The organism is uncultured Streptococcus sp. (assembly GCF_963536705.1).
GTDB lineage: Bacteria > Bacillota > Bacilli > Lactobacillales > Streptococcaceae > Streptococcus.
Genome location: NZ_CAUTAP010000015.1, coordinates 38702 through 61385, shown reverse-complemented (window position 1 = coordinate 61385; position 22684 = coordinate 38702). Strand labels below are relative to the sequence as shown.

Sequence of the window (22684 nt, the reverse complement as noted above, 5' to 3'; positions counted from 1 at the left end):
AGCGCACGCCTGATAAGCGTGAGGTCGGTGGTTCGAGTCCACTCGTGCCCATTAAATATTGGAGAATTACTCAAGAGGCTGAAGAGGACGGTTTGCTAAATCGTTAGGTCGGGTAACCGGCGCGGGGGTTCGAATCCCCCATTCTCCGTATAATGAGGAGTTTAGCATTTGCTATCTCCTTTTCTTATACTTTCTCGTCCTATTTAGTGAGGTTTTTCTGATGAATCGATTTAAAAAATCTAAGTTTCTGATTTCTTTTTTTGTATTAGTTGTTGCAATGACGATACTCATTCTATCTACCTCTTCTAGTTGGTTTGTATCAACTACTTCAAATATTATTTCATTGGTAGATAGACTTGTCGGCTCTCCTTTTGCTTTTGTAGCTGATAAAAAAGAAGAAATGTCAGATTTGATGTCTACTTATAGAGAGAATCAGCAGCTCAAGAAAAATCTTTATAAGGTTGAGGAAAAGGCTGGGAAGGCAGATTCCTTAGAAGATGAAAATGAGCAGTTGCGAAAACTTCTGGAATTTAAAGAGACTGATAAAAATCAAGTTCAAATTGCCAGCGAAGTGATTGCCCGTACGCCAGCATCCTGGAAAAATGAGCTGACTATTGACAAGGGGACATCTGATAATGTGACAGATGCTATGTTAGTAGTCGCTAATGGTGGTCTGGTCGGAAGTGTTTCTGAAACTAGTAGTCAGTCTAGCTTGGTTTCTCTACTGACTAACGAGGAAAACTCAACTAAAATTTCTGTTAGAATTCAAACGAAGTCTGGTCCAGTTTATGGGATTATTACGGGTTATGATGCAAAAAACTCTGCTTATATCATCAGTCAGTTAAATAGTGCTGAAGATATAAAAGAGGGAGATGAGGTGGCAACCAGTGGCTTGGGTGCTTATAATGCAGAAAATATTCCTGTCGGTAAGGTACTTTCCGTGTCTGAGGCTAAGGATCAGTTAAACAAGATTGTTCTGGTTAAGCCGGCTGCGGATTTGTCGGATATCCGTGCTGTAATGTTGGTAGGGAACTGATATGAGAGATATTAAAGAACATCTTTTGACTCCTATTATTTTATTTTTTGTTTTACTGATCGACGGGCAGATTTCGACTTTTCTGGCTAATATTTTGCCTTTACAATGGCACTTAGTCAGTCATTTTATCTTTATTTTCATGCTTTTTGTTTCCATCAACCTCTCTAAAAACTATAATATTCTCTTATTTTGTTGTCTGGGGCTGATTTATGATGTTTACTATTTTCATACTATCGGTATTGCTCTTATTCTTTTTCCTCTTTTAAGTCTCTTAGTTTGTCAGTCTAGTTCAACTATGCTTTTAAATAAATTTACTCGCTTTTTATCTGTTTTGATTCTTGTATTTTTATTTGAATTAATCAGTTTTACTTTTGCGGTATTTTTGAATCTTTCTAGTCTGAATTTGCAGGATTTTGTCCTTAGCAGTTTAGTACCGACTATCCTTCTCAATGGCCTGATATTCCTCATTTTTCAGCCTATTTTCGAAAAAATGTATTTATGATAAACAAGAAATAAAAATGTAATAAAGGCGTAACATATGATACAGCATTTTCTGGTATACTAGTTAATGTCTTATAAGAAGGAGTGTATTATTTTTATGAAGAAAAAACTACTCACATCAATTTTATTGAGTACAGTTATCCTTTCACAAGGAGCTGCACTTGTGAGCGTTAAAGCGGAGACAACTGATGAAAAGATTGCTGCACAAGACAGCAAGATTAATAGTTTGACAGAGCAACAACAATCAGCTCAGGCACAAGTTAACGAGATTCAAGGCCAAGTATCTGCTATTCAAAAGCAACAAGAAGAGCTTAAAGCAGAAAATGAAAAATTGTCTGCTGAATCTGCAAAACTTTCTGCAGAGATTGACGAACTGTCTAAAAATATTGTTGCTCGTAATGAGTCACTTGCAAATCAAGCACGCAGTACTCAAACAAATGGAACTGCTACTAGCTACATCAATACAGTTGTAAATTCTAGCTCTATCACAGAAGCTATATCTCGTGTAGCAGCTATGAGCGAAATTGTTTCAGCAAATAATAAAATGCTGGAACAACAAAAGAAAGATAAAGAAGTAATTGCTGAAAAGCAAGTTGCGAATAACGAAGCTATCAATACTGTAATTGCTAACCAAGAGAAGTTAGCTGATGATGAGCAAGCTTTGGCAACAAAACAAGCTGAATTGAAAGCAGCTCAGGCAAGTCTTGCGGCTGAAAAAGCGACTGCTGAAAACGAAAAGAATTCTCTTCTTGAAGAAAAAGCAGCAGCTGAAAAAGCAGCAGCAGAAGCAGCGGCTCGTGAAGCAGCTTATAAAGCAGAGCAAGAATCAAAACGCCAAGCAGTTGAAGCTTCAGGAAATACTACCCTGCAAGCTCAGGTTCAAGCAGTTGTTAATTCAGCTCCAGCAGCAGAAGCAGCGGCTCCAGCAGCACCTGCAGTAACTCAATCTGTTGCCCGTGCGAATAGACCAGTTTATAGCTCATCTGCATCTTCTTATCCAGTAGGTCAATGTACATGGGGTGCTAAGACATTAGCTCCTTGGGCTGGTGATTACTGGGGTAATGGTGGACAATGGTCTGCAAGTGCAGCAGCAGCAGGCTTCCGTGTTGGTTCACAGCCAGAAGTTGGAGCGATTGCATGTTGGACTGACGGTGGATACGGACACGTTGCAGTAGTAACAGCTGTTCAATCTACTACAAGTATCCAAGTATCAGAAGCAAACTACCTTGGACAACAATCAATCGGTAACTACCGTGGATGGTTTAATCCAACAACTGCACAAGGTACAGTTTCATATATCTATCCGAACTAATCAGTAAAAAGCGCCTCTGGCGTTTTTTATTTTTAATTGAAAAATCAACTGAAAAAAGTTACAATGGTAGTTGGGAAAAGTTGTAATTGGACAATGAAAGACGATTTAGAATCTGGAGGGAATCATGTCTTTTTCTGATTTAAAACTCTTTGCTCTTTCTTCTAATCAAGAATTAGCGCAGCGTGTTGCTCAAGAGATTGGATTGCCACTTGGGAAATCAACTGTTCGTCAGTTCTCTGATGGAGAAATTCAAGTGAATATTGAAGAATCTATTCGCGGGAAACACGTCTTTATTTTGCAGTCTACCAGCTCGCCAGTCAATGATAATTTGATGGAAATCTTAATTATGGTAGATGCTTTGAAACGGGCTAGTGCTGAATCCATTAATGTTGTCATGCCTTACTATGGCTATGCTCGGCAGGATCGCAAGGCTAGAGCTCGTGAGCCAATTACATCTAAATTAGTTGCTAATATGTTGGAAATTGCTGGTGTGGATCGGATGCTGACTATTGACTTGCACGCAGCGCAAATCCAGGGCTTCTTTGACATTCCAGTAGATCACTTGATGGGTGCACCTTTGATTGCTGATTACTTTGAGCGCCGTAATATGACAGGGGGGGACTATGTGGTAGTCAGTCCTGACCATGGTGGTGTGAGTCGGGCCCGTAAGTTAGCAGAGTTTCTGAAAACTCCGATTGCCATTATTGATAAGCGCCGCAGTGTGGACAAAATGAACAGCAGTGAAGTCATGAATATCATTGGTAAGGTGGAAGGAAAAACTTGTATCCTAATTGATGATATGATTGATACAGCGGGAACTATCTGCCATGCAGCTGATGCTCTCGCTGAAGCAGGGGCTGTAGAAGTCTATGCTAGCTGTACGCATCCAGTCTTGTCTGGTCCAGCTATGGATAATATCCAAAAGTCGGCGATTAAAAAATTGGTTGTGCTGGATACAATTTATCTGCCTCAAGAGCGCTTGATTGATAAGATTGAGCAGATTTCAATTGCGCATCTTTTAGGGGAAGCCATTGTCCGTATTCATGAAAAACGGCCGCTGTCACCCTTGTTTGAAATAGGTAAAAAATAATCTGAGATATATGGCTGGGATACTTGATTTCTGGCCTCTTTTTTATTTTATTCCTACTATCTTTTTTAAAAAAAGTCCAACATTCACTTTAAAAGAAAACTCAAATTACTTGATATTTCAAATATAAATAAATGACCATTTAAATAGTTGGTAAATTGACAATTTGTCTCATCCCTTGGTATTATTTGGTTTTAAAAATTTTTATGTAGTAAAATTCTTGACTTTTTTTAGAGTTCGAACTATACTTATTAGTAGGTAATATTAGGTAACGGGGAGTTACAATTATTTTTGAAAAGTAACGAGGAGATGAGATAATGAAAAAGGTTTTGCTTTCAAGTGCTGTGGCCCTTTCACTTTTCGCGGCTGCTGCACCGGTATTTGCTGAGGGTACAGCCAGTCTTTGGGTTAATGACATTGATAATAATGAAGTTCCCCAAGGCAGTACGGACTCAGAATCTAATAAAGTTATGGATGAATTGCAGGCCTATAGAGATGCACAATCAGCTCTGGATCAGCAAGTTGCTGAAGCTAAGAAAGCTCCGGTTGGCAAAAGTGCTGTGATGGAGGATCAAGCTGGTAACAAAGTTCTTGTTATTGGTGAGGGAGAGTCGGCCAATGCTGATCAGCCTTCAGTGGCACCATCTACTACAGACCCATCTACACCGGCTTATTCGGCAGCACCTTACTCCACAGCTTCTTCATCAGTTCCAACTTTTCCAGCACCGTCTCAATCTTCGGCGGCATCCTCTTCAACAGCAGGTAAAAAGAAAACTAAAAAATCAGAAAATAAAGCAAAAAAAGCTCCGGAAGCAAAAGAAGAGAACAAGGAAAATGAGGAAAACTCTGAAGACAAGTCACTTCCTAAGACAAGTGCAGTCAAATAATTTTGTCTTTAATTTGTGCTAACGCCTAAATATCACTGAGCCTTCGTTCGGTGATATTTTTTGTAAAAAATGAAAAATAAAGGATTTTTAGATTATGAAAGAAAAAGATAGGAGTCAAACTTCGAATAAGAAACAGTTCCTTGTTGTTGGCATCTGCCTCCTGCTAGTTGTTCTGGTTATTGTTTCTGTTTTTTATTCTTTCCGTTCATCAGCATCAGGCAGTAAGCTTCGAGTTTCGCATCCTAGCAGGATTGAAACATCAAGCTCATCCGCATCTTCAAGTCAGACAGAAAAGGAATATTTAGCAGAGCGTTTTGCTAAACTGAAAGCTGTGAATTCAGAAACGATAGGCTATGTCTATGCTCCTGGTACACAGTTGGATGAGCCAGTGGTGCAAACGAAAGATAATGAGACTTATCTGCTGAAGACTTTTGAAGGAAAGCAAGAGCCTTATATGGGAGCGGTCTTTATGGATAAGGACAATCATAAAGATTTCAGTGATCGTCTGACTTGGCTTTTCGGGCATGCTCGGGGCAGCAAGGCGGGAGATCATCGCATGTTTAATGATGTCAACTACTATGATCGTCAGGATTATTTTGACAAACATAGATATGTCGTGATTGAGACTCCTGAGCGTAAGTATTATTATCAAGCTATGGGACTGGTTATCGTGCCGGAAGAGACTGCTTTTTATCGGACGGAGTTTAAGGACGACGAGGACTTTACGACTCAGCTCAGAAATATCTATGAAGCTGCTCGGACTAAGGATCCTAAGATCCAGATTAAGGCGAGTGACCGGTATGTGGTTCTTTCAACCTGCCGTGAGGAAGACGACACGATTCGTTCTAACCTTTATTTGCGGCAGATTCCTGATTCAGAACTGCCAGATTTTCTGGCCGAGCATGGCAAGGAATTGACCTATACTCCGACTCGTTGACTGGCCAGTCACGTGAGATGTGGCTATATCCATTATCTAGCAGTAAAGAATTTTAAGGCAAGGAAAAAAGGGACTGAGTGCAAGCTTAGTCCTTTTTCTGCATAAGAAATCATGTAATAGCTTTTGCTATGCTTCTGCATTTATAGTATAATAGTTCTATTGAGCGGCTGGAGGTATGTATGGATTTAAGTAAGAAATTTAATAAAAACTTAGAAAAAATAGAAATTTCGCTGATTCGTCAGTTTGACCAATCAATTTCTGCTATTCCCGGAGTTCTTCGGCTGACCTTAGGGGAGCCGGATTTTACGACACCGGATCATATCAAAGAAGCGGCCAAGGCAGCGATTGATGCTAATCAAAGTCACTACACTGGCATGAGCGGTCTCTTGGAGCTGCGTCAGGCGGCTAGCAGATTTGTGAAAGGAAAGTACAATCTGCACTATCGCCCAGAAGATGAGGTCTTAGTCACTATTGGCGCAACAGAGGCCTTGTCGGCTACGCTGACAGCTATTCTAGAAGAAGGAGACAAGGTCTTGCTGCCAGCTCCTGCTTATCCAGGCTATGAGCCCATTGTCAATCTAGTAGGGGCGGAGATTGTCGAGATTGACACAACGGCCAATAACTTTGTCCTTACTCCAGAGATGCTGGAAGCGGCTATTTTAGAACAGGGCGAGCAGCTAAAAGCGGTCATTCTTAATTATCCAGCCAATCCGACCGGCGTGACTTATTCGCGGGAGCAGATAAAAGCTCTGGCGGATGTCCTAGGAAAATACCAAGTCTTTGTGGTCTGCGATGAGGTCTATTCTGAGCTGACCTATGCGGAGCAGGGTCATGTCTCCATCGCGGAGTATCTGCCAGACCAAACCATTGTCATCAACGGCCTGTCTAAGTCTCATGCCATGACTGGCTGGCGGCTAGGTTTTATCTTTGCTCCAGCAATTTTCACTGCTCAGCTGATTAAGAGCCATCAGTATCTCGTAACAGCAGCCAATACTATGGCTCAGTTTGCCGGCATTGAAGCGCTGACCGTTGGGAAAGATGATGCGGAGCCAATGAAGGCTGAATATATCCAGCGTCGTGATTATATCATAGAGAAAATGGCTGAGCTAGGCTTTAAGATTATCAAACCAGACGGGGCTTTTTATATTTTTGCTAAGATACCAGATGGTTATAATCAAGATTCATTTGCTTTTCTGCAGGATTTTGCAGAGAAGAAGGCTGTGGCCTTTATCCCGGGAGCGGCTTTTGGTCAATATGGGGAAGGCTATATCCGCCTGTCCTACGCGGCTAGTATGGAGACGATTCGAGAAGCTCTGAAACGCCTCAAGGACTACATGGAGGACTATGCTTAAATCTCTAACAAGTCAAGGTCTGGTTCTCTATAACCGTAATTTCCGTGAGGATGATAAGCTGGTCAAGATCTTTACTGAACAGGCTGGCAAGCGTATGTTTTTCGTCAAGCATGCTGGGAAGTCCAAGCTAGCACCCGTCATTCAGCCTTTGACTGCGGCGAACTTGCTGATGAAAATCAATGATGATGGTCTTAGCTATATCGAGGATTATCAGGATGTAGTCACCTATCACCGCATCAATGAGGACTTATTCATCATGGCCTATGCCAGTTATGTGGCGGCCTTGGCAGATGCCAGTCTTCAGGACAATCAGCCGGATCCTGCTCTCTTTGCTTTTCTGCAGAAAACCCTGGAGCTGATGAATAATGGTCTGGATTATGAGGTGCTGACCAATATCTTTGAGATTCAGATTTTGTCACGTTTTGGGGTTTCGCTGAACTTCCATGACTGTGCCTTTTGTCATCGAACGGGTCTGCCTTTTGACTTTTCTTTCAAATATAGCGGAGTCCTTTGCCCTGATCATTACCATCAGGATGAACGGCGTTGTCATCTGAATCCTAATCTTCCTTTTCTGCTGGACCAATTTCAGGCGGTCCGCTTTAGCGAATTGGAGACCATTTCTTTGAAGCCAGATATTAAAAAGCAGCTGCGGGATTTTATCGACCTGCTCTATGATGAATATGTCGGCATCCATCTCAAATCCAAAAAATTTATAGATTCTCTGGGGGACTGGGGAAGCATTTTAAAATATAAGAACGAGGAATAAATCGAATGAAAAAAATAGCTGTTGATGCTATGGGAGGGGACAATGCCCCTCAGGCTTTGGTGGAAGGAGCCAATCGAGCGGTACAGGAGTTTTCGGATATTGAAATTCTCCTTTATGGCGATGAGGCGAAAATTAAGCCTTATCTGACTGCTGGTGAGCGGGTCCGCATCATCCACACGGAGGAAAAGATTGACTCGGACGACGAGCCGACCAAGGCCATTCGTCAGAAGAAAGAGGCTAGTATGGTGCTGGCAGCCAAGGCTGTGAAGGCAGGGGAGGCAGATGCCATGTTGTCTGCTGGAAATACTGGAGCGCTTTTGGCGGCAGGTTTCTTTATCGTAGGGCGTATCAAGAACATTGACCGACCGGGTCTCTTATCTACTATGCCAACGGTTGGCGGTCAGGGATTTGATATGCTGGATTTGGGAGCCAATGCTGAAAACACAGCCCATCATTTACACCAGTATGCGACTTTGGGTTCTTTCTATGCTGAAAATGTCCGAGGAATCAAGAAGCCGAGGGTGGGTCTCTTGAATAACGGAACAGAAAGTAGCAAGGGCGACCCTCTGCGCAAGGAAGCCTACGAGCTTTTAGCTGGGGATTCGACACTTAACTTTATCGGCAATGTAGAAGCGCGTGATTTGATGAATGATGTGGCGGATGTTGTCGTTGCAGATGGCTTTACTGGTAATGCTGTTCTGAAGTCAATCGAGGGAACTGCTATCAGTATCATGGGTCAGCTGAAGAAGTCTATTTTAGGCGGTGGTTTCAAGGCTAAATTGGGAGCTTGGCTGCTCAAGGACAGCTTGCGAGGGCTCAAGAACAGTCTAGACTATTCTAGTGCAGGCGGTGCAGTTCTATTCGGCTTGAAAGTGCCTGTTGTCAAAACGCATGGCTCTAGCGATGCTAAGGCTGTTTATAGCACGATTCGTCAGATTCGCACCATGCTGGAAACAGATGTTGTTAGTAAATCGGTCATTGAATTTTCAGATGCAAAGGAGTAACTATGAGCGAAAAAGAAATTTATGCAAAAATTGTCGAAATCATTCAAGAACATGACAGCAGCAAGCTGCATGTCACTCCGGAATTGAATTTGAAAGAAGAACTGGGAGTGGACTCTGTTGATTTGATGGAATTTATCATCAATCTGGAAGAAGCTTTTGATATTGAGATTCCTGATGAGGATATGGATAACTTCAAAACGATTTCCGATGTGGTGGCTTATATCCATGAGAAACTGAAGAAGCAACATTAAAAATCAAAGATCGGTATCTTCCGGTCTTTTTTTGTATCTTGGAAAGGAAACGATTTCTTTAACTGGGTATATGGTATATAAAGTTTATACGGAATTTCTTGTAAAATATATTCAAAGATGATAAAATGAGGGTATAAAACCACGAAAGGCGAATATTAAAATGTCTAATAAGTTGTTATATTCGGGAAAAGCTAAGGATATTTTCTCTACAGATGATGAGCAAGTCATTATGGCACGCTACAAGGACCAGGCAACGGCCTTTAATGGAGTCAAGAAGGAGCAGATTGCTGGTAAAGGAGTGCTCAACAACCAGATTTCATCTTTTATTTTTGAGAAACTCAATGCAGCTGGTGTGGCGACGCATTTCATTGAGAAGGTTTCGGATACGGACCAGTTAAATAAAAAAGTGGAGATTATTCCTTTGGAAGTGGTGCTGCGCAATTACACAGCGGGTTCTTTTTCCAAACGTTTTGGAGTAGAAGAGGGCATCGCGCTTGAAACTCCGATTGTGGAATTTTACTACAAAAATGATGATTTGGACGATCCTTTTATCAATGACGAACATGTGAAATTCTTGAAGATTGCCAGCGACGAAGAAATTGCCTTTTTGAAAGAAGAAACTCATCGAATCAATGAGCTCTTGTCAGACTGGTTCCGCCAAATCGGACTGAAATTGATTGATTTCAAGTTAGAGTTCGGCTTTGACAAAGATGGCAAGATTATTCTGGCAGATGAATTTTCACCAGACAATTGCCGTCTCTGGGATGCGGAAGGCCATCACATGGATAAGGACGTTTTCCGGCGTGGCCTTGGTGAACTGACAGATGTCTATCAGGTTGTTTGGGAAAAATTACAGGCGATTAAGTAAGGGCAGGGTGTGAAAAATCATGGACAAGCGTATTTTTGTAGAGAAGAAGAGCAACTTCGGTGTGAAGTCACAGAGTTTGGTGAGAGAGCTGACGCACAATCTTCAGTTAAAAACATTGTCAGATCTTCGGATGATTCAAGTTTATGATGTCTTTCATTTGGCAGAAGATTTAGTTGATCGTGCTGAAAAGCATATTTTCTCCGAGCAGGTGACAGATAGATTGCTGACGGAGGAGGAAGTAGAGGCTGCACTTGCAGAGACAGCGTTTTTTGCTATCGAAGCGCTGCCGGGTCAGTTTGACCAGCGGGCAGCCAGCTCTCAGGAGGCTCTCTTTTTGCTTGGTGCTGGGACAGATGTTCTGGTAAGGACCGCTCAGCTTTATTTGGTCAATAAAGACATCTCAGACAGCGAGTTGGCAGCAATCAAGAAATACTTGCTGAATCCAGTTGATTCACGCTTTAAAGATATTGAGCAGCCGATCCAGCTGGAGCAGTTTTCCGAGTCCGACAAGACCATTCCGGTTCTGGACTTCTTTAAGGACTATACGGAAGCGGACTTTAAAGCCTACAAGCAGGAGCATGGTCTGGCTATGGAAGTGGCAGATTTGCTCTTCATTCAAGACTATTTCAAGTCGATTGGTCGTTTCCCGACGGAGACTGAGCTTAAGGTTTTAGATACTTACTGGTCCGACCACTGTCGACATACGACCTTTGAGACGGAGTTGAAGAAGATTGATTTTTCAGCTTCTAAGTTTGAAAAGCAGCTGCAGGCTACTTATGATAAATACTTGGCTATGCGCGATGAGCTGGGACGTGGTGACAAACCGCAGACCCTCATGGATATGGCGACTATTTTTGGTCGCTATGAGCGAGCTAATGGCCGTCTGGATGACATGGAAGTGTCTGATGAGATCAATGCCTGCTCCGTAGAGATTGAAGTGGATGTGGATGGTGTCAAGGAGCCTTGGCTGCTGATGTTTAAAAATGAAACCCACAACCACCCAACAGAAATTGAGCCTTTTGGTGGGGCTGCGACCTGTATCGGCGGAGCCATTCGTGATCCGCTTTCTGGCCGTTCTTATGTTTATCAGGCTATGCGGATTTCAGGTGCGGGCGATATTACTCAACCGATTGCTGAAACGCGGGCTGGCAAGCTCCCTCAGCAGGTCATTTCAAAAACAGCAGCGCATGGCTATTCTTCTTACGGGAATCAAATTGGTCTAGCAACGACCTATGTCCGTGAGTATTTCCATCCGGGCTTTGTAGCTAAGCGGATGGAGCTGGGTGCGGTTGTCGGTGCGGCTCCTAAGGAAAATGTTGTCCGTGAAAAACCAGCAGCAGGTGATGTGGTCATCTTGCTGGGAGGCAAGACGGGCCGTGACGGTGTCGGTGGAGCAACTGGATCGTCCAAGGTGCAGACAGCTGCGTCTGTCGAGACGGCTGGTGCGGAAGTACAAAAAGGAAATGCTATTGAGGAGCGCAAGATTCAGCGCCTCTTCCGCGATGGCAATGTGACTCGTCTTATCAAGAAATCCAATGACTTTGGGGCTGGCGGTGTCTGCGTAGCTATTGGTGAATTAGCAGATGGGCTGGAAATTGACCTTGATAAGGTACCGCTCAAATACCAAGGACTTAACGGTACAGAAATCGCGATTTCTGAATCGCAGGAGCGGATGGCAGTGGTGGTCCGCCCAGAAGATGTGGAACAATTTATCGCTGCAGCAGCTAAGGAAAATCTACTGGCAGTCGTTGTGGCTAAAGTGACAGAAAAGCCAAATCTGGTCATGCACTGGAACGGGGAAACCATCGTGGATATTGAGCGGAGTTTTCTGGATACCAATGGTGTGCGTGTGGTTGTGGATGCTAAGGTTGTGGATGCCCAAGAAGTACTGCCAGGGCAGGCTGTGACTTCTGAAGCAAGTCTGGAACAGGACCTCAAGAGCTTGCTCAGCAACCTCAATCATACCAGTCAAAAGGGGCTACAGACAATCTTTGACAGCTCTGTTGGCCGTTCTACTGTCAATCATCCAATTGGTGGGCGCTACCAAATCACGCCGACTGAGGCTTCTGTGCAGAAACTGCCAGTTGAGCATGGCAAGACTGAGACCGTATCTGTGATGGCGCAGGGCTACAATCCTTATGTGGCAGCTTGGTCGCCTTATCATGGAGCAGCTTATGCAGTGATTGAAGCGACAGCTCGCTTGGTTGCTGCTGGTTCGGACTGGTCCAAGGCTCGCTTCTCTTATCAGGAATACTTTGAGCGGATGGATAAGCAGGCCGAGCGTTTTGGACAGCCGGTCTCTGCTCTGCTTGGTTCGATTGAAGCCCAGATTCAGCTAGGTTTGCCGTCTATCGGTGGCAAGGATTCCATGAGCGGAACCTTTGAAGAATTGACCGTACCGCCAACCTTGGTAGCTTTTGGAGTGACTACTTCAACTGCTGGGCGCATCCTGTCTCCAGAGTTTAAGGCGGCAGGAGAGTCTATCTACTATCTGCCAGGGCAGTTCCTGTCTCAGGATATTGACTTTGACTTAATCAAGAATAACTTTGAAAATTTTGCGGCCATTCAGGATAAGTATGAGATTACCGCTGCCGCTGCTGTCAAATATGGTGGTCTGGCAGAGAGTCTGGCCTTGATGAGCTTTGGTAATCGCATCGGTGCTCAAGTGGATGTTGCTGATTTGCCTTCCGTTTTGCAGGCGCAACTGGGCGGATTTGTCTTTACCAGTCCGGAGCAGGATATTCCAGGCGCAGTGAAGATCGGTCAGACCAAGCCAGACTTTACCCTGATTGTCAATGGTGTCCAGCTTGAGGGAGCAGAGCTTTTGGCAAGCTTTGAAGGCCGACTAGAGTCTATCTACCCGACAGAATTTAAACAGGAAACAGTTATTGAAGAAGTGCCGGCTCTTGTCTCTGATACAGTTATCAAAGCCAAAGAGACAGTAGCGGAGCCGCTGGTTTATATTCCAGTCTTCCCTGGAACCAACTCAGAATACGATTCAGCCAAAGCCTTTGAAGCAGCTGGAGCCAAGGTCAATCTAGTTCCGTTCGTTACTTTGGATGAAGCAGCCATTGTCAAGTCCGTTAACAGCATGGTTGACAACATTGACAAGGCCAATATCATCTTCTTTGCTGGCGGCTTCTCTGCTGCAGATGAGCCAGATGGATCCGCTAAGTTTATCGTCAACATCTTGCTAAACGAGAAGGTCAAGAAAGCCATCGATGCTTTCATTGCTCGCGGCGGTCTCATCATTGGTATCTGTAATGGCTTCCAGGCTCTGGTTAAATCCGGCCTTCTTCCTTACGGGAACTTCGAAGAAGTAGGGGCTAACAGTCCAACTCTCTTTTACAATGATGCCAACCAGCACGTGGCCAAGATGGTTGAAACCCGCATTGCCAATACCAACTCGCCTTGGCTGGCTGGTGTGCAAGTGGGAGATATCCATACCATTCCGGTTTCACATGGTGAAGGGAAATTTGTCGTGACGGCTGAAGAGTTTGCTGAACTGCGCGATAATGGTCAGATTTGGAGTCAGTATGTAGACTTTGATGGTCAGCCAAGCATGGACAGCAAGTATAATCCAAACGGCTCTCTCTACGCTATCGAAGGGATTATGAGCAAGAATGGCCAAATCATCGGGAAGATGGGTCACTCAGAACGTTATGAAGACGGCCTTTTCCAAAATATTCCAGGTCAGAAAGACCAGAAATTGTTTGAAAGCGCCGTTCGTTATTTCCAAGCGAGTCACGAATAAAGCTGGCTTGCAATAACAATCAAAAAAGGAGTCTGCTTGGCCTGGAAGGCCAGGTTTTCTCCCTTTTACAAGACAAAAGAATTTAGGTACAACAATGACATACGAAGTAAAGTCACTGAATGAAGAGTGCGGTATTTTTGGAATTTGGGGCCATCCACAGGCGGCTCAGGTCACCTACTTCGGACTCCATAGTCTGCAGCACCGCGGTCAGGAAGGAGCTGGTATCCTGTCAAACGACCACGGAAAGCTCAAACGCCACCGCGATTTGGGATTGGTTGCAGAGGTCTTTAAAAACCCAGCAGATTTGGATAATCTGACAGGAGAAGCAGCCATCGGCCACGTCCGCTATGCAACGTCTGGCGGAGCCTCCATCAATAATGTCCAGCCTTTCTTCTTCAGTTTCTATGATATGCAGATGGGCTTGGCGCATAATGGCAATCTGACAAATGCCCATTCACTGAGACGGGAGTTGGAAAAGAAGGGTTCCATCTTTGCCAGCTCGTCTGATACGGAAATTCTCATGCACTTGATTCGCCATAGTAAGCAGGAAAATTTCTTAGACAAGCTCAAGGAATCCTTGAGACGAGTTCAGGGCGGCTTTGCCTACCTCATCATGAGAGAGGACAAGCTCTATGCTGCGCTGGATCCTAATGGCTTTCGTCCTTTGTCCATCGGCCGCATGAAAAATGGGGCCTGGGTCGTTTCCAGTGAAACCTGTGCTTTTGAAGTGGTGGGTGCCGAATGGGTGCGCGACCTTGAGCCAGGGGAAATCGTGATTATCGATGATGAAGGCGTGACCTACGATAGCTATACGACAGATACCCAGCTGGCTATTTGCTCAATGGAATATGTCTATTTTGCTCGGCCGGACAGCGTCATTCACGGGGTCAATGTTCATGCAGCCCGCAAGCGGATGGGGCGCAGACTGGCTCAGGAATTCCAGTATGAGGCAGATATCGTTGTCGGTGTGCCTAATTCTTCCCTGTCAGCGGCCTCTGGCTTTTCCGAAGAGTCTGGCCTGCCAAATGAAATGGGCCTGATTAAAAATCAATACATTCAACGGACTTTTATCCAGCCAACGCAGGAGTTGCGAGAGCAAGGAGTTCGCATGAAATTATCTGCTGTTTCTAGCATTGTCAAGGGCAAGCGCGTGGTCATGGTGGATGATTCTATCGTGCGGGGAACGACCAGCCGACGTATCGTCCAGCTCCTACGAGATGCAGGTGCAGCTGAAGTCCATGTGGCTATCGGCAGTCCAGAACTTAAATATCCATGTTTTTACGGCATTGATATTCAGAATCGGCGCGAGCTCATCTCGGCCAATCATACGGTTGATGAGGTTTGTGAGATTATCGGAGCTGACAGCCTGACCTACCTGTCGCTGGAAGGATTGATTGAATCAGTTGGTATTGAGACGGACGCTCCGAATGGCGGGCTTTGTGTGGCTTACTTTGACGGTCAGTACCCAACTCCGCTCTATGACTATGAAGAGCGCTATCTGGAAAGCCTGAAGGAAAAGACGAGTTTTTATTAAAACAAGGTCGGCGGTAGTTGTCGCAATCTTTTTCAAAAATAAGAGTAAGGAAGAAAATTATGACAAATAAAAATGCATACGCTCAATCCGGTGTGGATGTTGAAGCAGGTTATGAAGTTGTTGAGCGAATCAAAAAGCATGTGGCACGTACAGAGCGGGCTGGTGTCATGGGGGCGCTGGGTGGCTTTGGCGGCATGTTCGACCTGTCTCAGACGGGGGTCAAGGAGCCAGTGTTGATTTCTGGTACGGATGGGGTCGGAACCAAGCTCATGCTAGCCATTCAGTATGACAAGCACGATACCATTGGGCAGGACTGTGTGGCTATGTGTGTCAATGACATCATCGCTGCAGGGGCTGAGCCCCTTTACTTCCTGGACTATATTGCCACTGGGAAAAATGAACCAGCTAAACTCGAACAAGTTGTTGCTGGTGTAGCTGAAGGCTGCGTTCAGTCTGGAGCTGCCTTGATTGGCGGGGAAACCGCTGAAATGCCTGGCATGTATGGTGAAGATGACTATGACCTAGCTGGTTTTGCGGTCGGAGTTGCTGAAAAGTTAGAGATTATTGACGGCTCTAAAGTCGCAGAGGGCGATGTCCTTTTGGGATTGGCTTCCAGCGGCATCCACTCAAATGGTTATTCTCTCGTTCGCCGTGTTTTTGTGGACTATACGGGTGAGGAAGAACTGCCAGAATTGGAAGGTAAAAAACTCAAGGAAGTGTTGCTTGAGCCGACTCGTATCTATGTCAAGGCTTTGCTGCCGCTGATTAAGGAAAAGCTGGTTCATGGGATTGCCCATATTACCGGTGGCGGTTTTATCGAAAATGTGCCCCGCATGTTTGCTGATGATTTGGCTGCTGAGATTGAAGAAGACAAGATTCCAGTCTTGCCGATTTTTGAGGCCTTAGAAAAATATGGTCACATCAAGCACCAAGAAATGTTTGAAATCTTCAATATGGGATTAGGGATGATTTTGGCAGTAGCGCCTGAAAATGTGAATCGTGTCAAAGAACTTCTTGCCGAGCCTGTTTATGAAGTTGGCCGGATTGTCAAAAAAGAAAATGAAAGTGTCCTTATCAAATGAAAAAAATTGCCGTTTTTGCTTCGGGAAATGGATCAAATTTCCAAGTGATTGCTGAGCAGTTTCCTGTTGAATTTGTCTTTTCAGACCATCGAGATGCCTATGTGCTCGAGCGGGCGGACAAGCTAGGTGTCAAAAGCTATGCCTTTGAGCTCAGAGAATTTGACAGTAAGGTGGCTTACGAGCAAGCCATTGTAGACCTACTAGAAGCGCAGCAGATTGACTTGGTTTGCCTAGCAGGCTATATGAAAATTGTCGGGCCGACCTTGCTTAGTGCTTATGAAGGACGTATCATCAATATCCATCCAGCCTATCTACCCGAGTTTCCAGGAGCTCATGGCATTGAGGATGCTTGGCAGTCTGGCGTGGAACAGTCTGGCGTGACCATTCACTGGGTGGACTCGGGCGTTGACACAGGCAAAATTATCCAGCAAGTGCGCGTGCCGCGTTTAGCCGAAGATACGCTGGAAAGTTTTGAAGAACGCATCCATGCCGCCGAGTATCAGCTCTATTCACAAGTGCTGGAGAGTTTAGGGGTGGGGAGAAAGTAAGAAGTAAATCAAGTTTTGATTGTGCAATATTGCTAGGAGAAAAAATGATTGAGCTGAAATTAGTAGATGAGAGCAGTTTTCAGGCAGTGCTGGATTTGAAAATATCAGAAGCTGATGAACAAGCACGTTTCGTAGCTCCAAATGTGCGCTCTTTAGCTGACGCATGGCTCTACCGGAAAAATGAAGATGTGTTTCCGATGGCAATCTATTGGGATAAGCAAGTGGTTGGCTTTCTCCTGCTGGAAATAGACAAGGATGAAGCGGAATACTTTGTCTGGAGGATAATGATTGGTCAGCAGTACCAAGGAAGAGGCTATGGTCGAAAAGCCTTGGAAGTTCTGATCAAAAAGGCTCAGATGGATAGAGCTTGCAGTCATATTATCGCAGATTATGTGGTTGGAAATGAAAAAATGAAGCACCTGCTGACTAGTCTGGGTTTTCAGGAAACAGGATTTACAGAAGAAAATAACGAAGTCTCTATGCGCTTGGACCTAAAGAAAGAGGAATAAAATGATGAAAAAAGCCTTGATCAGTGTCTCAGACAAGACAGGCATTGTAGAATTTGCGAAAGAGCTGAAAGCTCTGGGTTGGGATATCATCTCAACTGGTGGTACCAAGGTGGCCCTAGACAATGAAGGAGTGGGCACCATTGCTATCGATGATGTGACTGGTTTTCCAGAGATGATGGATGGCCGTGTTAAGACCCTCCACCCAAACATTCACGGAGGTCTCTTGGCTCGTCGGGATTTAGATAGCCACTTGGAGGCGGCTAAGGACAATCAGATTGAGCTCATTGACCTGGTCGTGGTCAACCTCTATCCTTTTAAGGAAACCATTCTCAAGCCGGGTGTTGAGTATGCGGATGCGGTGGAAAATATTGACATCGGTGGCCCCTCTATGCTGCGCTCTGCGGCTAAAAATCATGCCAGCGTGACGGTTGTTGTAGATCCGGCTGATTATGCTCTTGTTCTGGAAGAGTTGGCAGCAAATGGCCAAACGACCTATGAAACGCGGCAGCGCTTAGCAGCTAAGGTTTTCCGTCATACAGCAGCTTATGATGCTTTGATTGCGGACTATTTCACGGATCAGGTGGGCGAAAGCAAGCCTGAAAAGCTGACCTTGACCTATGAGCTCAAGCAGCCTATGCGCTACGGGGAAAATCCCCAGCAGGATGCTGATTTCTATCAGACGGCCTTGCCACTGGACTATTCCATCGCTTCGGCCAAACAGCTGAATGGGAAAGAGTTGTCCTTCAATAACATCCGCGATGCGGATGCGGCCATTCGGATTATTCGTGATTTCAAAGAGCGCCCAACTGTTGTGGCGCTAAAACATATGAATCCTTGTGGTATTGGTCAGGCGGATGATATCGAGACTGCCTGGGACTATGCCTATGAGTCTGATCCAGTGTCTATTTTTGGTGGGATTGTCGTCCTCAACCGCGAGGTAGATGCTGCGACAGCTGAGAAGATGCACGGTATTTTCCTGGAAATCATCATCGCACCGAGCTACACGGCAGAAGCACTAGCGATTTTGACCAATAAAAAGAAAAATCTGCGGATTTTGGAGTTGGCTTTTGATGCTCAGGCAGCTTCTGGAGCTGAGAAGGAAGTGACCGGTGTTCTGGGTGGTCTCCTCGTGCAAAACCAAGATGTCATCGAGGAAAAACCAGCTGATTGGCAGGTCGTGACCAAGCGCCAGCCGAGTGAGCAGGAGCGCGTAGCTTTGGAATTTGCCTGGAAGTCCGTCAAATATGTCAAATCCAACGGGATCATCATTACCAATGACCGTCAGGTGCTGGGAGTCGGTCCCGGTCAGACCAACCGCGTGGCTTCTGTCAAGATTGCTATTGAGCAATCCAAAGATCGCCTTGACGGTGCTGCTCTTGCTTCTGACGCTTTCTTCCCCTTTGCGGACAATATCGAAGAAATCGCGGCAGCTGGTATCAAAGCCATCATCCAGCCAGGTGGATCTGTCCGTGATGAGGAATCTATCGAAGCGGCTGACAAGCATGGCTTGACTATGGTCTTTACAGGTGTGAGACATTTTAGACATTAAGAAATAGAAAAAATCCTCGGCTCGACCCGAGGATTTTTTAGTAGTCTTATACTCAATGAAAATCATGAACAAACTAAGCAGGAGCAGTTTGCTCAAAGCACTGGTTTGAAGTGTTTTGAGAAATGCGAAAGCGACTTATTTAGGGTAGATATAGGTCAGGCGGCCCCAGTAGGAAGCAGTTGGGTCAAACCAGCCACGGAAGTTGCTGATGTACTGCTTGCCGAGGTAGTTAGACTCTTGAATCTGGATGCGGGTATTGGATTCGACATGAGTCACAACACCGACGTGGCCGTAGCCACCGTCATCCCAGCAGGCGATGGCGCCAACCTCAGGCGTACTGCCGGTGCGGAATCCAGCTCTTCTGGCACTAGCCGCCCATTGACCGCCGTTGCCCCAGTAATTTCCAGCCCAAGGAGCTAGAGCCTTGGCTCCCCAAGTACATTGACCGACAGGATAAGTTGTCGCATTAGCAGCGGCATAGTTAGGCTGAATATTAGCTGATTGAACGCTTGATTTCTCAACCTGATAGCTAGTTCCAGTCAGACCAGTCAGTTGTCCCGCTTTTCTACGATAGACATGGGTATGGAATAGACCGCTCCCCTTGTGTTTCTGAGTGTCCACGGTGAATTTGTAGGTTCCATTGCCAACCTTATTGGCGGTATACCATTGTAAATCATCTTGTCCATTGGCTTCTGACCAAGTTGGCAGAATAATATCGCCATCTCCGTAGGCGTCTGTTACTGTCACCTCATAGCGATTAGCCTCAGTTTTCCTGACTGCAACCTTGGCTTGAATTTGGTCGGTAGACATTGAGACGGCATCTGCTGCGTAGCTACGCTCACTGCCGTCCTTATAGGTGACATATACATGGTTGTTATAGGTTCCAGACAAAGCCTGATGATTACGGATATCAAAGGTTGCGCTGAAGGAGCCATCTCCGTTAGGAGTGGCTGCATACCATTTAAGATTGCTCTGATTGCTAGTGCTCCAAATTGGCACCCGAACAGATTGAATAGGTTTAGATAAAGCTGTTTCAGCGATTTTTACAGTATAGGTTCCTTGTTTGGGGTTGATATTTTCTACAGTAAAAAGCGGTTTTTGCTCCTCGTCCGAAGGTAATTTTCCGCTGTCAACTTGAACTGTCGTTCCTGTTATACCAGTTGATTCCGGTTGAACATAGCTTTGGCCGTAAAGGTGGATATTGTAAGTCCCAGTGTCGTAGTTATGCTTTCTGAGTTCCACCCGAGCGCTGTAGCTACCATCCGGATTTTTGCTTGCTTCATACCATTGTAGATCATCTTGCCCTTTCTTATCAGACCAAGTTGGAAGAACAATTCGATGCATGGTATCAGGTACGTTTTTGACAGTAATTTCCATGATACCGGTCTGAGGGAAGCTGGTTTCGATTATCGGTTTCGGATTTTCAAGATGGAACGTAGTACCAGACAGGAAAATCATTTTTCCGTTTACATTTTCATAAGTGTCAACGAAGTATCGTCCATAACCACGATGTTTGGATAGATTAAACTCAGTTAATTCTTCTCCTGCGTCATACCACTGAAGGTCGTCGCTGCCTTTTTCCTCTGACCAGACAGCATGGACAATCTTTGAGTGAGCTTGGTCTTTGTTGCGGGAAAAACTAATGCGCCCTGTACCTCCTGAGACGGATGCATTCGTTTTACTAGCTGGTTTATCTACATGAAAGGTAGTGGCATTTAGAGCTACCAAGCGCTCTCCTATCCGTATGTAGGTATGAACATGAAACGTACCATATCCTGGATGATTGCTTAAGTCAATGTCAGTGATGGGTGTTTGTGGTGTATCATACCATTTCAAATCATCTTGTCCGTTTTCTTCAGACCAAACAGCATGAGCAATAAGATAAGGTTCTTGAGCTTGGGAACGGGTATAACTAATAGAGGCTGTACGATCGTTCACAGTCACATCGACATTGCTGGCACGATCAGTAGGGTATAGAATTTTGACTTCAGATTCAGGCGTTTCGGTCGCATGAACTGTTGAGTGGCTCGCAAAGAGACCTAGGACAGCTCCAGATAATAAAAACAGTTTTTGATATTTCTTCATAAAACTCCTTTGTGAGAATGGTTTTGGATGGGCCCACCTGTATTATTCGGAAAATTTGTTTGAAAATGATAGTAAATTTGACAAGCCCTGAATATTTTTTGTCTAAAATGGGTACAAACCACTCAAAAAGGAGAAGGCTGAAGCCAACAATAATTACGGCAATCATATGGAAGAGATATTCTTTTTCTCATTAGAATGGAATAAAACGAACGATTGTGATATAATTTAGATAAATAATTCGTAAAAATGCTATATTTTTACATGATGTGTTAGTTTGGTGCGTAAGCGCCTGTGATATTGGATATTGAGGTATCTTAGCTATGAAGCTTTTGGTTGTTGGTTCAGGCGGTCGTGAGCATGCGATTGCCAAGAAATTGTTAGAGTCTCAGGGTGTGGAGCAGGTGTTTGTCGCTCCTGGAAATGATGGTATGACCTTGGATGGGTTGGATTTAGTAAACATTGGAATTTCCGAACATTCTAAACTAATTGAATTTGCCAAGGAGAATGATATTGCTTGGTCCTTTATCGGTCCGGATGATGCGCTGGCAGCTGGAATTGTAGATGATTTTAACCAAGCTGGGCTCAAGGCTTTCGGCCCATCTCGTTTAGCAGCGGAGCTGGAGTGGTCCAAGGATTTTGCCAAGGAAATCATGGTCAAATACGGTGTTCCGACAGCAGCCTATGGCACATTTTCCGACTTTGAGGAAGCCAAGGCTTATATCGAAAAGCAGGGAGCGCCTATCGTGGTCAAGGCGGACGGCCTAGCTCTGGGTAAGGGTGTAGTCGTAGCGGAGACCGTGGAGCAGGCGGTCGAAGCAGCTCACGATATGCTCTTGGATAATAAATTTGGCGACAGCGGTGCGCGCGTGGTTATCGAGGAGTTCCTGGATGGCGAGGAGTTCTCCCTCTTTGCCTTTGTCAATGGCGATAAGTTTTACATCCTGCCGACGGCTCAGGATCACAAGAGGGCCTACGATGGGGACAAAGGTCCCAATACAGGTGGTATGGGAGCTTATGCGCCGGTGCCTCACCTGCCACAAAGCGTGGTGGACCAGTCAGTTGAGACGATTATCAAGCCCGTTCTCAAAGGCATGATAGCTGAGGGCCGACCTTATCTGGGCGTGCTCTATGCTGGGCTGATTCTGACAGCAGATGGCCCTAAGGTCATTGAGTTCAACTCGCGCTTTGGCGACCCAGAGACCCAGATTATCCTGCCGCGTTTGACGTCTGACTTTGCGCAGAACATCACGGACATTTTGGACAAGAAAGAGCCTGCTATCACTTGGTTGGATGAGGGCGTGACCCTTGGCGTGGTTGTCGCATCAGAAGGCTACCCGCTGGACTATGAGAAAGGACTGCCTCTGCCAGAGAAGACAGACGGCGACATCATCACTTACTATGCTGGGGCTAAGTTCGCGGAAAATAGCAGAGCACTGCTGTCAAATGGCGGTCGAGTATATATGCTGGTCACCACAGCAGATACCGTCTCAGCTGCGCAAGAAAAAATCTACGACCAACTAAAAAAACAAGACACAACAGGCCTCTTTTATAGGCATGACATTGGTGGTAAGGCTTTGTAAATCAATGAAACTTTTAGCCGTGAGACTTAAATATAGAATTCA

At 45.0% G+C, this 22684-nt stretch carries 19 protein-coding genes and 1 tRNA gene; 19 read left to right on the top strand and 1 reads right to left on the bottom strand.

Annotated features, from left to right (window positions below; all coding sequences use genetic code 11):
- The first annotated feature begins 60 nt into the window (after positions 1-60).
- From RWX26_RS09080 to purH, 18 genes are all read left to right on the top strand, one after another.
- Positions 61-148 (top strand) — tRNA-Ser (locus RWX26_RS09080).
- 72 nt (positions 149-220) lie between these two features.
- Positions 221-1036, top strand: a complete 816-nt coding sequence (gene mreC / locus RWX26_RS09075; RefSeq protein ID WP_314581069.1) for a rod shape-determining protein MreC — start codon at positions 221-223, stop codon at positions 1034-1036.
- A gap of 1 nt (position 1037) precedes the next feature.
- Positions 1038-1538, top strand: a complete 501-nt coding sequence (gene mreD / locus RWX26_RS09070) for a rod shape-determining protein MreD (RefSeq protein WP_314581066.1) — start codon at positions 1038-1040, stop codon at positions 1536-1538.
- Between the two features lie 96 nt (positions 1539-1634).
- On the top strand, positions 1635-2849 hold the full coding sequence (gene pcsB, locus RWX26_RS09065) for a peptidoglycan hydrolase PcsB (protein WP_314581065.1): 1215 nt from the start codon (positions 1635-1637) through the stop codon (positions 2847-2849).
- A gap of 124 nt (positions 2850-2973) precedes the next feature.
- Positions 2974-3939 carry a ribose-phosphate diphosphokinase gene (locus RWX26_RS09060; protein WP_002894321.1) on the top strand — a complete coding sequence of 322 codons (966 nt, stop codon included), beginning with the start codon at positions 2974-2976 and terminating at the stop codon, positions 3937-3939.
- A gap of 314 nt (positions 3940-4253) precedes the next feature.
- On the top strand, positions 4254-4823 hold the full coding sequence (locus RWX26_RS09055; protein WP_314581062.1) for a hypothetical protein: 570 nt from the start codon (positions 4254-4256) through the stop codon (positions 4821-4823).
- A gap of 94 nt (positions 4824-4917) precedes the next feature.
- Entirely contained in the window at positions 4918-5760 is an 843-nt protein-coding gene (gene srtB / locus RWX26_RS09050; protein ID WP_314581059.1) for a class B sortase, LPKTxAVK-specific, read from the top strand.
- 179 nt (positions 5761-5939) lie between these two features.
- Positions 5940-7112, top strand: a complete 1173-nt coding sequence (locus RWX26_RS09045) for a pyridoxal phosphate-dependent aminotransferase (protein WP_314581057.1) — start codon at positions 5940-5942, stop codon at positions 7110-7112.
- Positions 7105-7878: a DNA repair protein RecO gene (recO, locus tag RWX26_RS09040; RefSeq protein ID WP_314581056.1), complete on the top strand. Its 774-nt coding sequence runs from the start codon at positions 7105-7107 to the stop codon at positions 7876-7878. Before RWX26_RS09045 ends, recO begins: the two co-directional genes overlap by 8 nt.
- 5 nt (positions 7879-7883) lie before the next feature.
- Entirely contained in the window at positions 7884-8882 is a 999-nt protein-coding gene (gene plsX / locus RWX26_RS09035) for a phosphate acyltransferase PlsX (RefSeq protein ID WP_314581053.1), read from the top strand.
- Positions 8883-8884: 2 nt separating this feature from the next.
- Positions 8885-9133, top strand: a complete 249-nt coding sequence (locus tag RWX26_RS09030; protein ID WP_002898839.1) for an acyl carrier protein — start codon at positions 8885-8887, stop codon at positions 9131-9133.
- Between the two features lie 160 nt (positions 9134-9293).
- Positions 9294-10001: a phosphoribosylaminoimidazolesuccinocarboxamide synthase gene (purC, locus tag RWX26_RS09025; RefSeq protein ID WP_314581049.1), complete on the top strand. Its 708-nt coding sequence runs from the start codon at positions 9294-9296 to the stop codon at positions 9999-10001.
- A 19-nt stretch (positions 10002-10020) separates the two neighbouring features.
- Positions 10021-13755 (top strand): phosphoribosylformylglycinamidine synthase, encoded by a 3735-nt coding sequence (locus tag RWX26_RS09020; RefSeq protein WP_314581046.1) that lies wholly within the window; start codon positions 10021-10023, stop codon positions 13753-13755.
- A gap of 94 nt (positions 13756-13849) precedes the next feature.
- The gene (gene purF, locus RWX26_RS09015; protein WP_314581045.1) at positions 13850-15289 is read left to right on the top strand and encodes an amidophosphoribosyltransferase; all 1440 of its coding nucleotides are present in this window, start codon (positions 13850-13852) and stop codon (positions 15287-15289) included.
- A gap of 59 nt (positions 15290-15348) precedes the next feature.
- A complete protein-coding gene (purM, locus tag RWX26_RS09010) occupies positions 15349-16371 on the top strand; it encodes a phosphoribosylformylglycinamidine cyclo-ligase (protein ID WP_314581042.1) in 1023 nt (340 codons plus the stop codon).
- Complete coding sequence (gene purN / locus RWX26_RS09005) at positions 16368-16919, top strand: phosphoribosylglycinamide formyltransferase (RefSeq protein WP_314581040.1); 552 nt, start codon at positions 16368-16370, stop codon at positions 16917-16919. The genes purM and purN overlap by 4 nt, the downstream gene beginning before the upstream one ends.
- A 44-nt stretch (positions 16920-16963) precedes the next feature.
- Positions 16964-17428, top strand: a complete 465-nt coding sequence (locus RWX26_RS09000) for a GNAT family N-acetyltransferase (RefSeq protein WP_314581038.1) — start codon at positions 16964-16966, stop codon at positions 17426-17428.
- A gap of 1 nt (position 17429) precedes the next feature.
- A complete protein-coding gene (gene purH, locus RWX26_RS08995; RefSeq protein ID WP_314581036.1) occupies positions 17430-18977 on the top strand; it encodes a bifunctional phosphoribosylaminoimidazolecarboxamide formyltransferase/IMP cyclohydrolase in 1548 nt (515 codons plus the stop codon).
- A gap of 135 nt (positions 18978-19112) precedes the next feature.
- Here the strand turns inward: purH and lytF are convergent, their stop codons facing one another.
- Complete coding sequence (gene lytF / locus RWX26_RS08990; protein WP_314581033.1) at positions 19113-21062, bottom strand: murein hydrolase LytF; 1950 nt, start codon at positions 21060-21062, stop codon at positions 19113-19115.
- 320 nt (positions 21063-21382) lie between these two features.
- Between lytF and purD the strand changes: the two genes are divergently transcribed.
- Entirely contained in the window at positions 21383-22642 is a 1260-nt protein-coding gene (gene purD / locus RWX26_RS08985; RefSeq protein WP_314581032.1) for a phosphoribosylamine--glycine ligase, read from the top strand.
- Positions 22643-22684 lie beyond the last annotated feature (42 nt).

Bases quoted from the DNA above. Each gene is read 5' to 3' on its own strand.
- mreC (WP_314581069.1), top strand. From the start codon at position 221: ATGAATCGATTTAAAAAATCTAAGTTTCTGATTTCTTTTTTTGTATTA.
- mreD (WP_314581066.1), top strand. From the start codon at position 1,038: ATGAGAGATATTAAAGAACATCTTTTGACTCCTATTATTTTATTTTTT.
- pcsB (WP_314581065.1), top strand. From the start codon at position 1,635: ATGAAGAAAAAACTACTCACATCAATTTTATTGAGTACAGTTATCCTT.
- RWX26_RS09060 (WP_002894321.1), top strand. From the start codon at position 2,974: ATGTCTTTTTCTGATTTAAAACTCTTTGCTCTTTCTTCTAATCAAGAA.
- RWX26_RS09055 (WP_314581062.1), top strand. From the start codon at position 4,254: ATGAAAAAGGTTTTGCTTTCAAGTGCTGTGGCCCTTTCACTTTTCGCG.
- srtB (WP_314581059.1), top strand. From the start codon at position 4,918: ATGAAAGAAAAAGATAGGAGTCAAACTTCGAATAAGAAACAGTTCCTT.
- RWX26_RS09045 (WP_314581057.1), top strand. From the start codon at position 5,940: ATGGATTTAAGTAAGAAATTTAATAAAAACTTAGAAAAAATAGAAATT.
- recO (WP_314581056.1), top strand. From the start codon at position 7,105: ATGCTTAAATCTCTAACAAGTCAAGGTCTGGTTCTCTATAACCGTAAT.
- plsX (WP_314581053.1), top strand. From the start codon at position 7,884: ATGAAAAAAATAGCTGTTGATGCTATGGGAGGGGACAATGCCCCTCAG.
- RWX26_RS09030 (WP_002898839.1), top strand. From the start codon at position 8,885: ATGAGCGAAAAAGAAATTTATGCAAAAATTGTCGAAATCATTCAAGAA.
- purC (WP_314581049.1), top strand. From the start codon at position 9,294: ATGTCTAATAAGTTGTTATATTCGGGAAAAGCTAAGGATATTTTCTCT.
- RWX26_RS09020 (WP_314581046.1), top strand. From the start codon at position 10,021: ATGGACAAGCGTATTTTTGTAGAGAAGAAGAGCAACTTCGGTGTGAAG.
- purF (WP_314581045.1), top strand. From the start codon at position 13,850: ATGACATACGAAGTAAAGTCACTGAATGAAGAGTGCGGTATTTTTGGA.
- purM (WP_314581042.1), top strand. From the start codon at position 15,349: ATGACAAATAAAAATGCATACGCTCAATCCGGTGTGGATGTTGAAGCA.
- purN (WP_314581040.1), top strand. From the start codon at position 16,368: ATGAAAAAAATTGCCGTTTTTGCTTCGGGAAATGGATCAAATTTCCAA.
- RWX26_RS09000 (WP_314581038.1), top strand. From the start codon at position 16,964: ATGATTGAGCTGAAATTAGTAGATGAGAGCAGTTTTCAGGCAGTGCTG.
- purH (WP_314581036.1), top strand. From the start codon at position 17,430: ATGATGAAAAAAGCCTTGATCAGTGTCTCAGACAAGACAGGCATTGTA.
- lytF (WP_314581033.1), bottom strand. From the start codon at position 21,062: ATGAAGAAATATCAAAAACTGTTTTTATTATCTGGAGCTGTCCTAGGT.
- purD (WP_314581032.1), top strand. From the start codon at position 21,383: ATGAAGCTTTTGGTTGTTGGTTCAGGCGGTCGTGAGCATGCGATTGCC.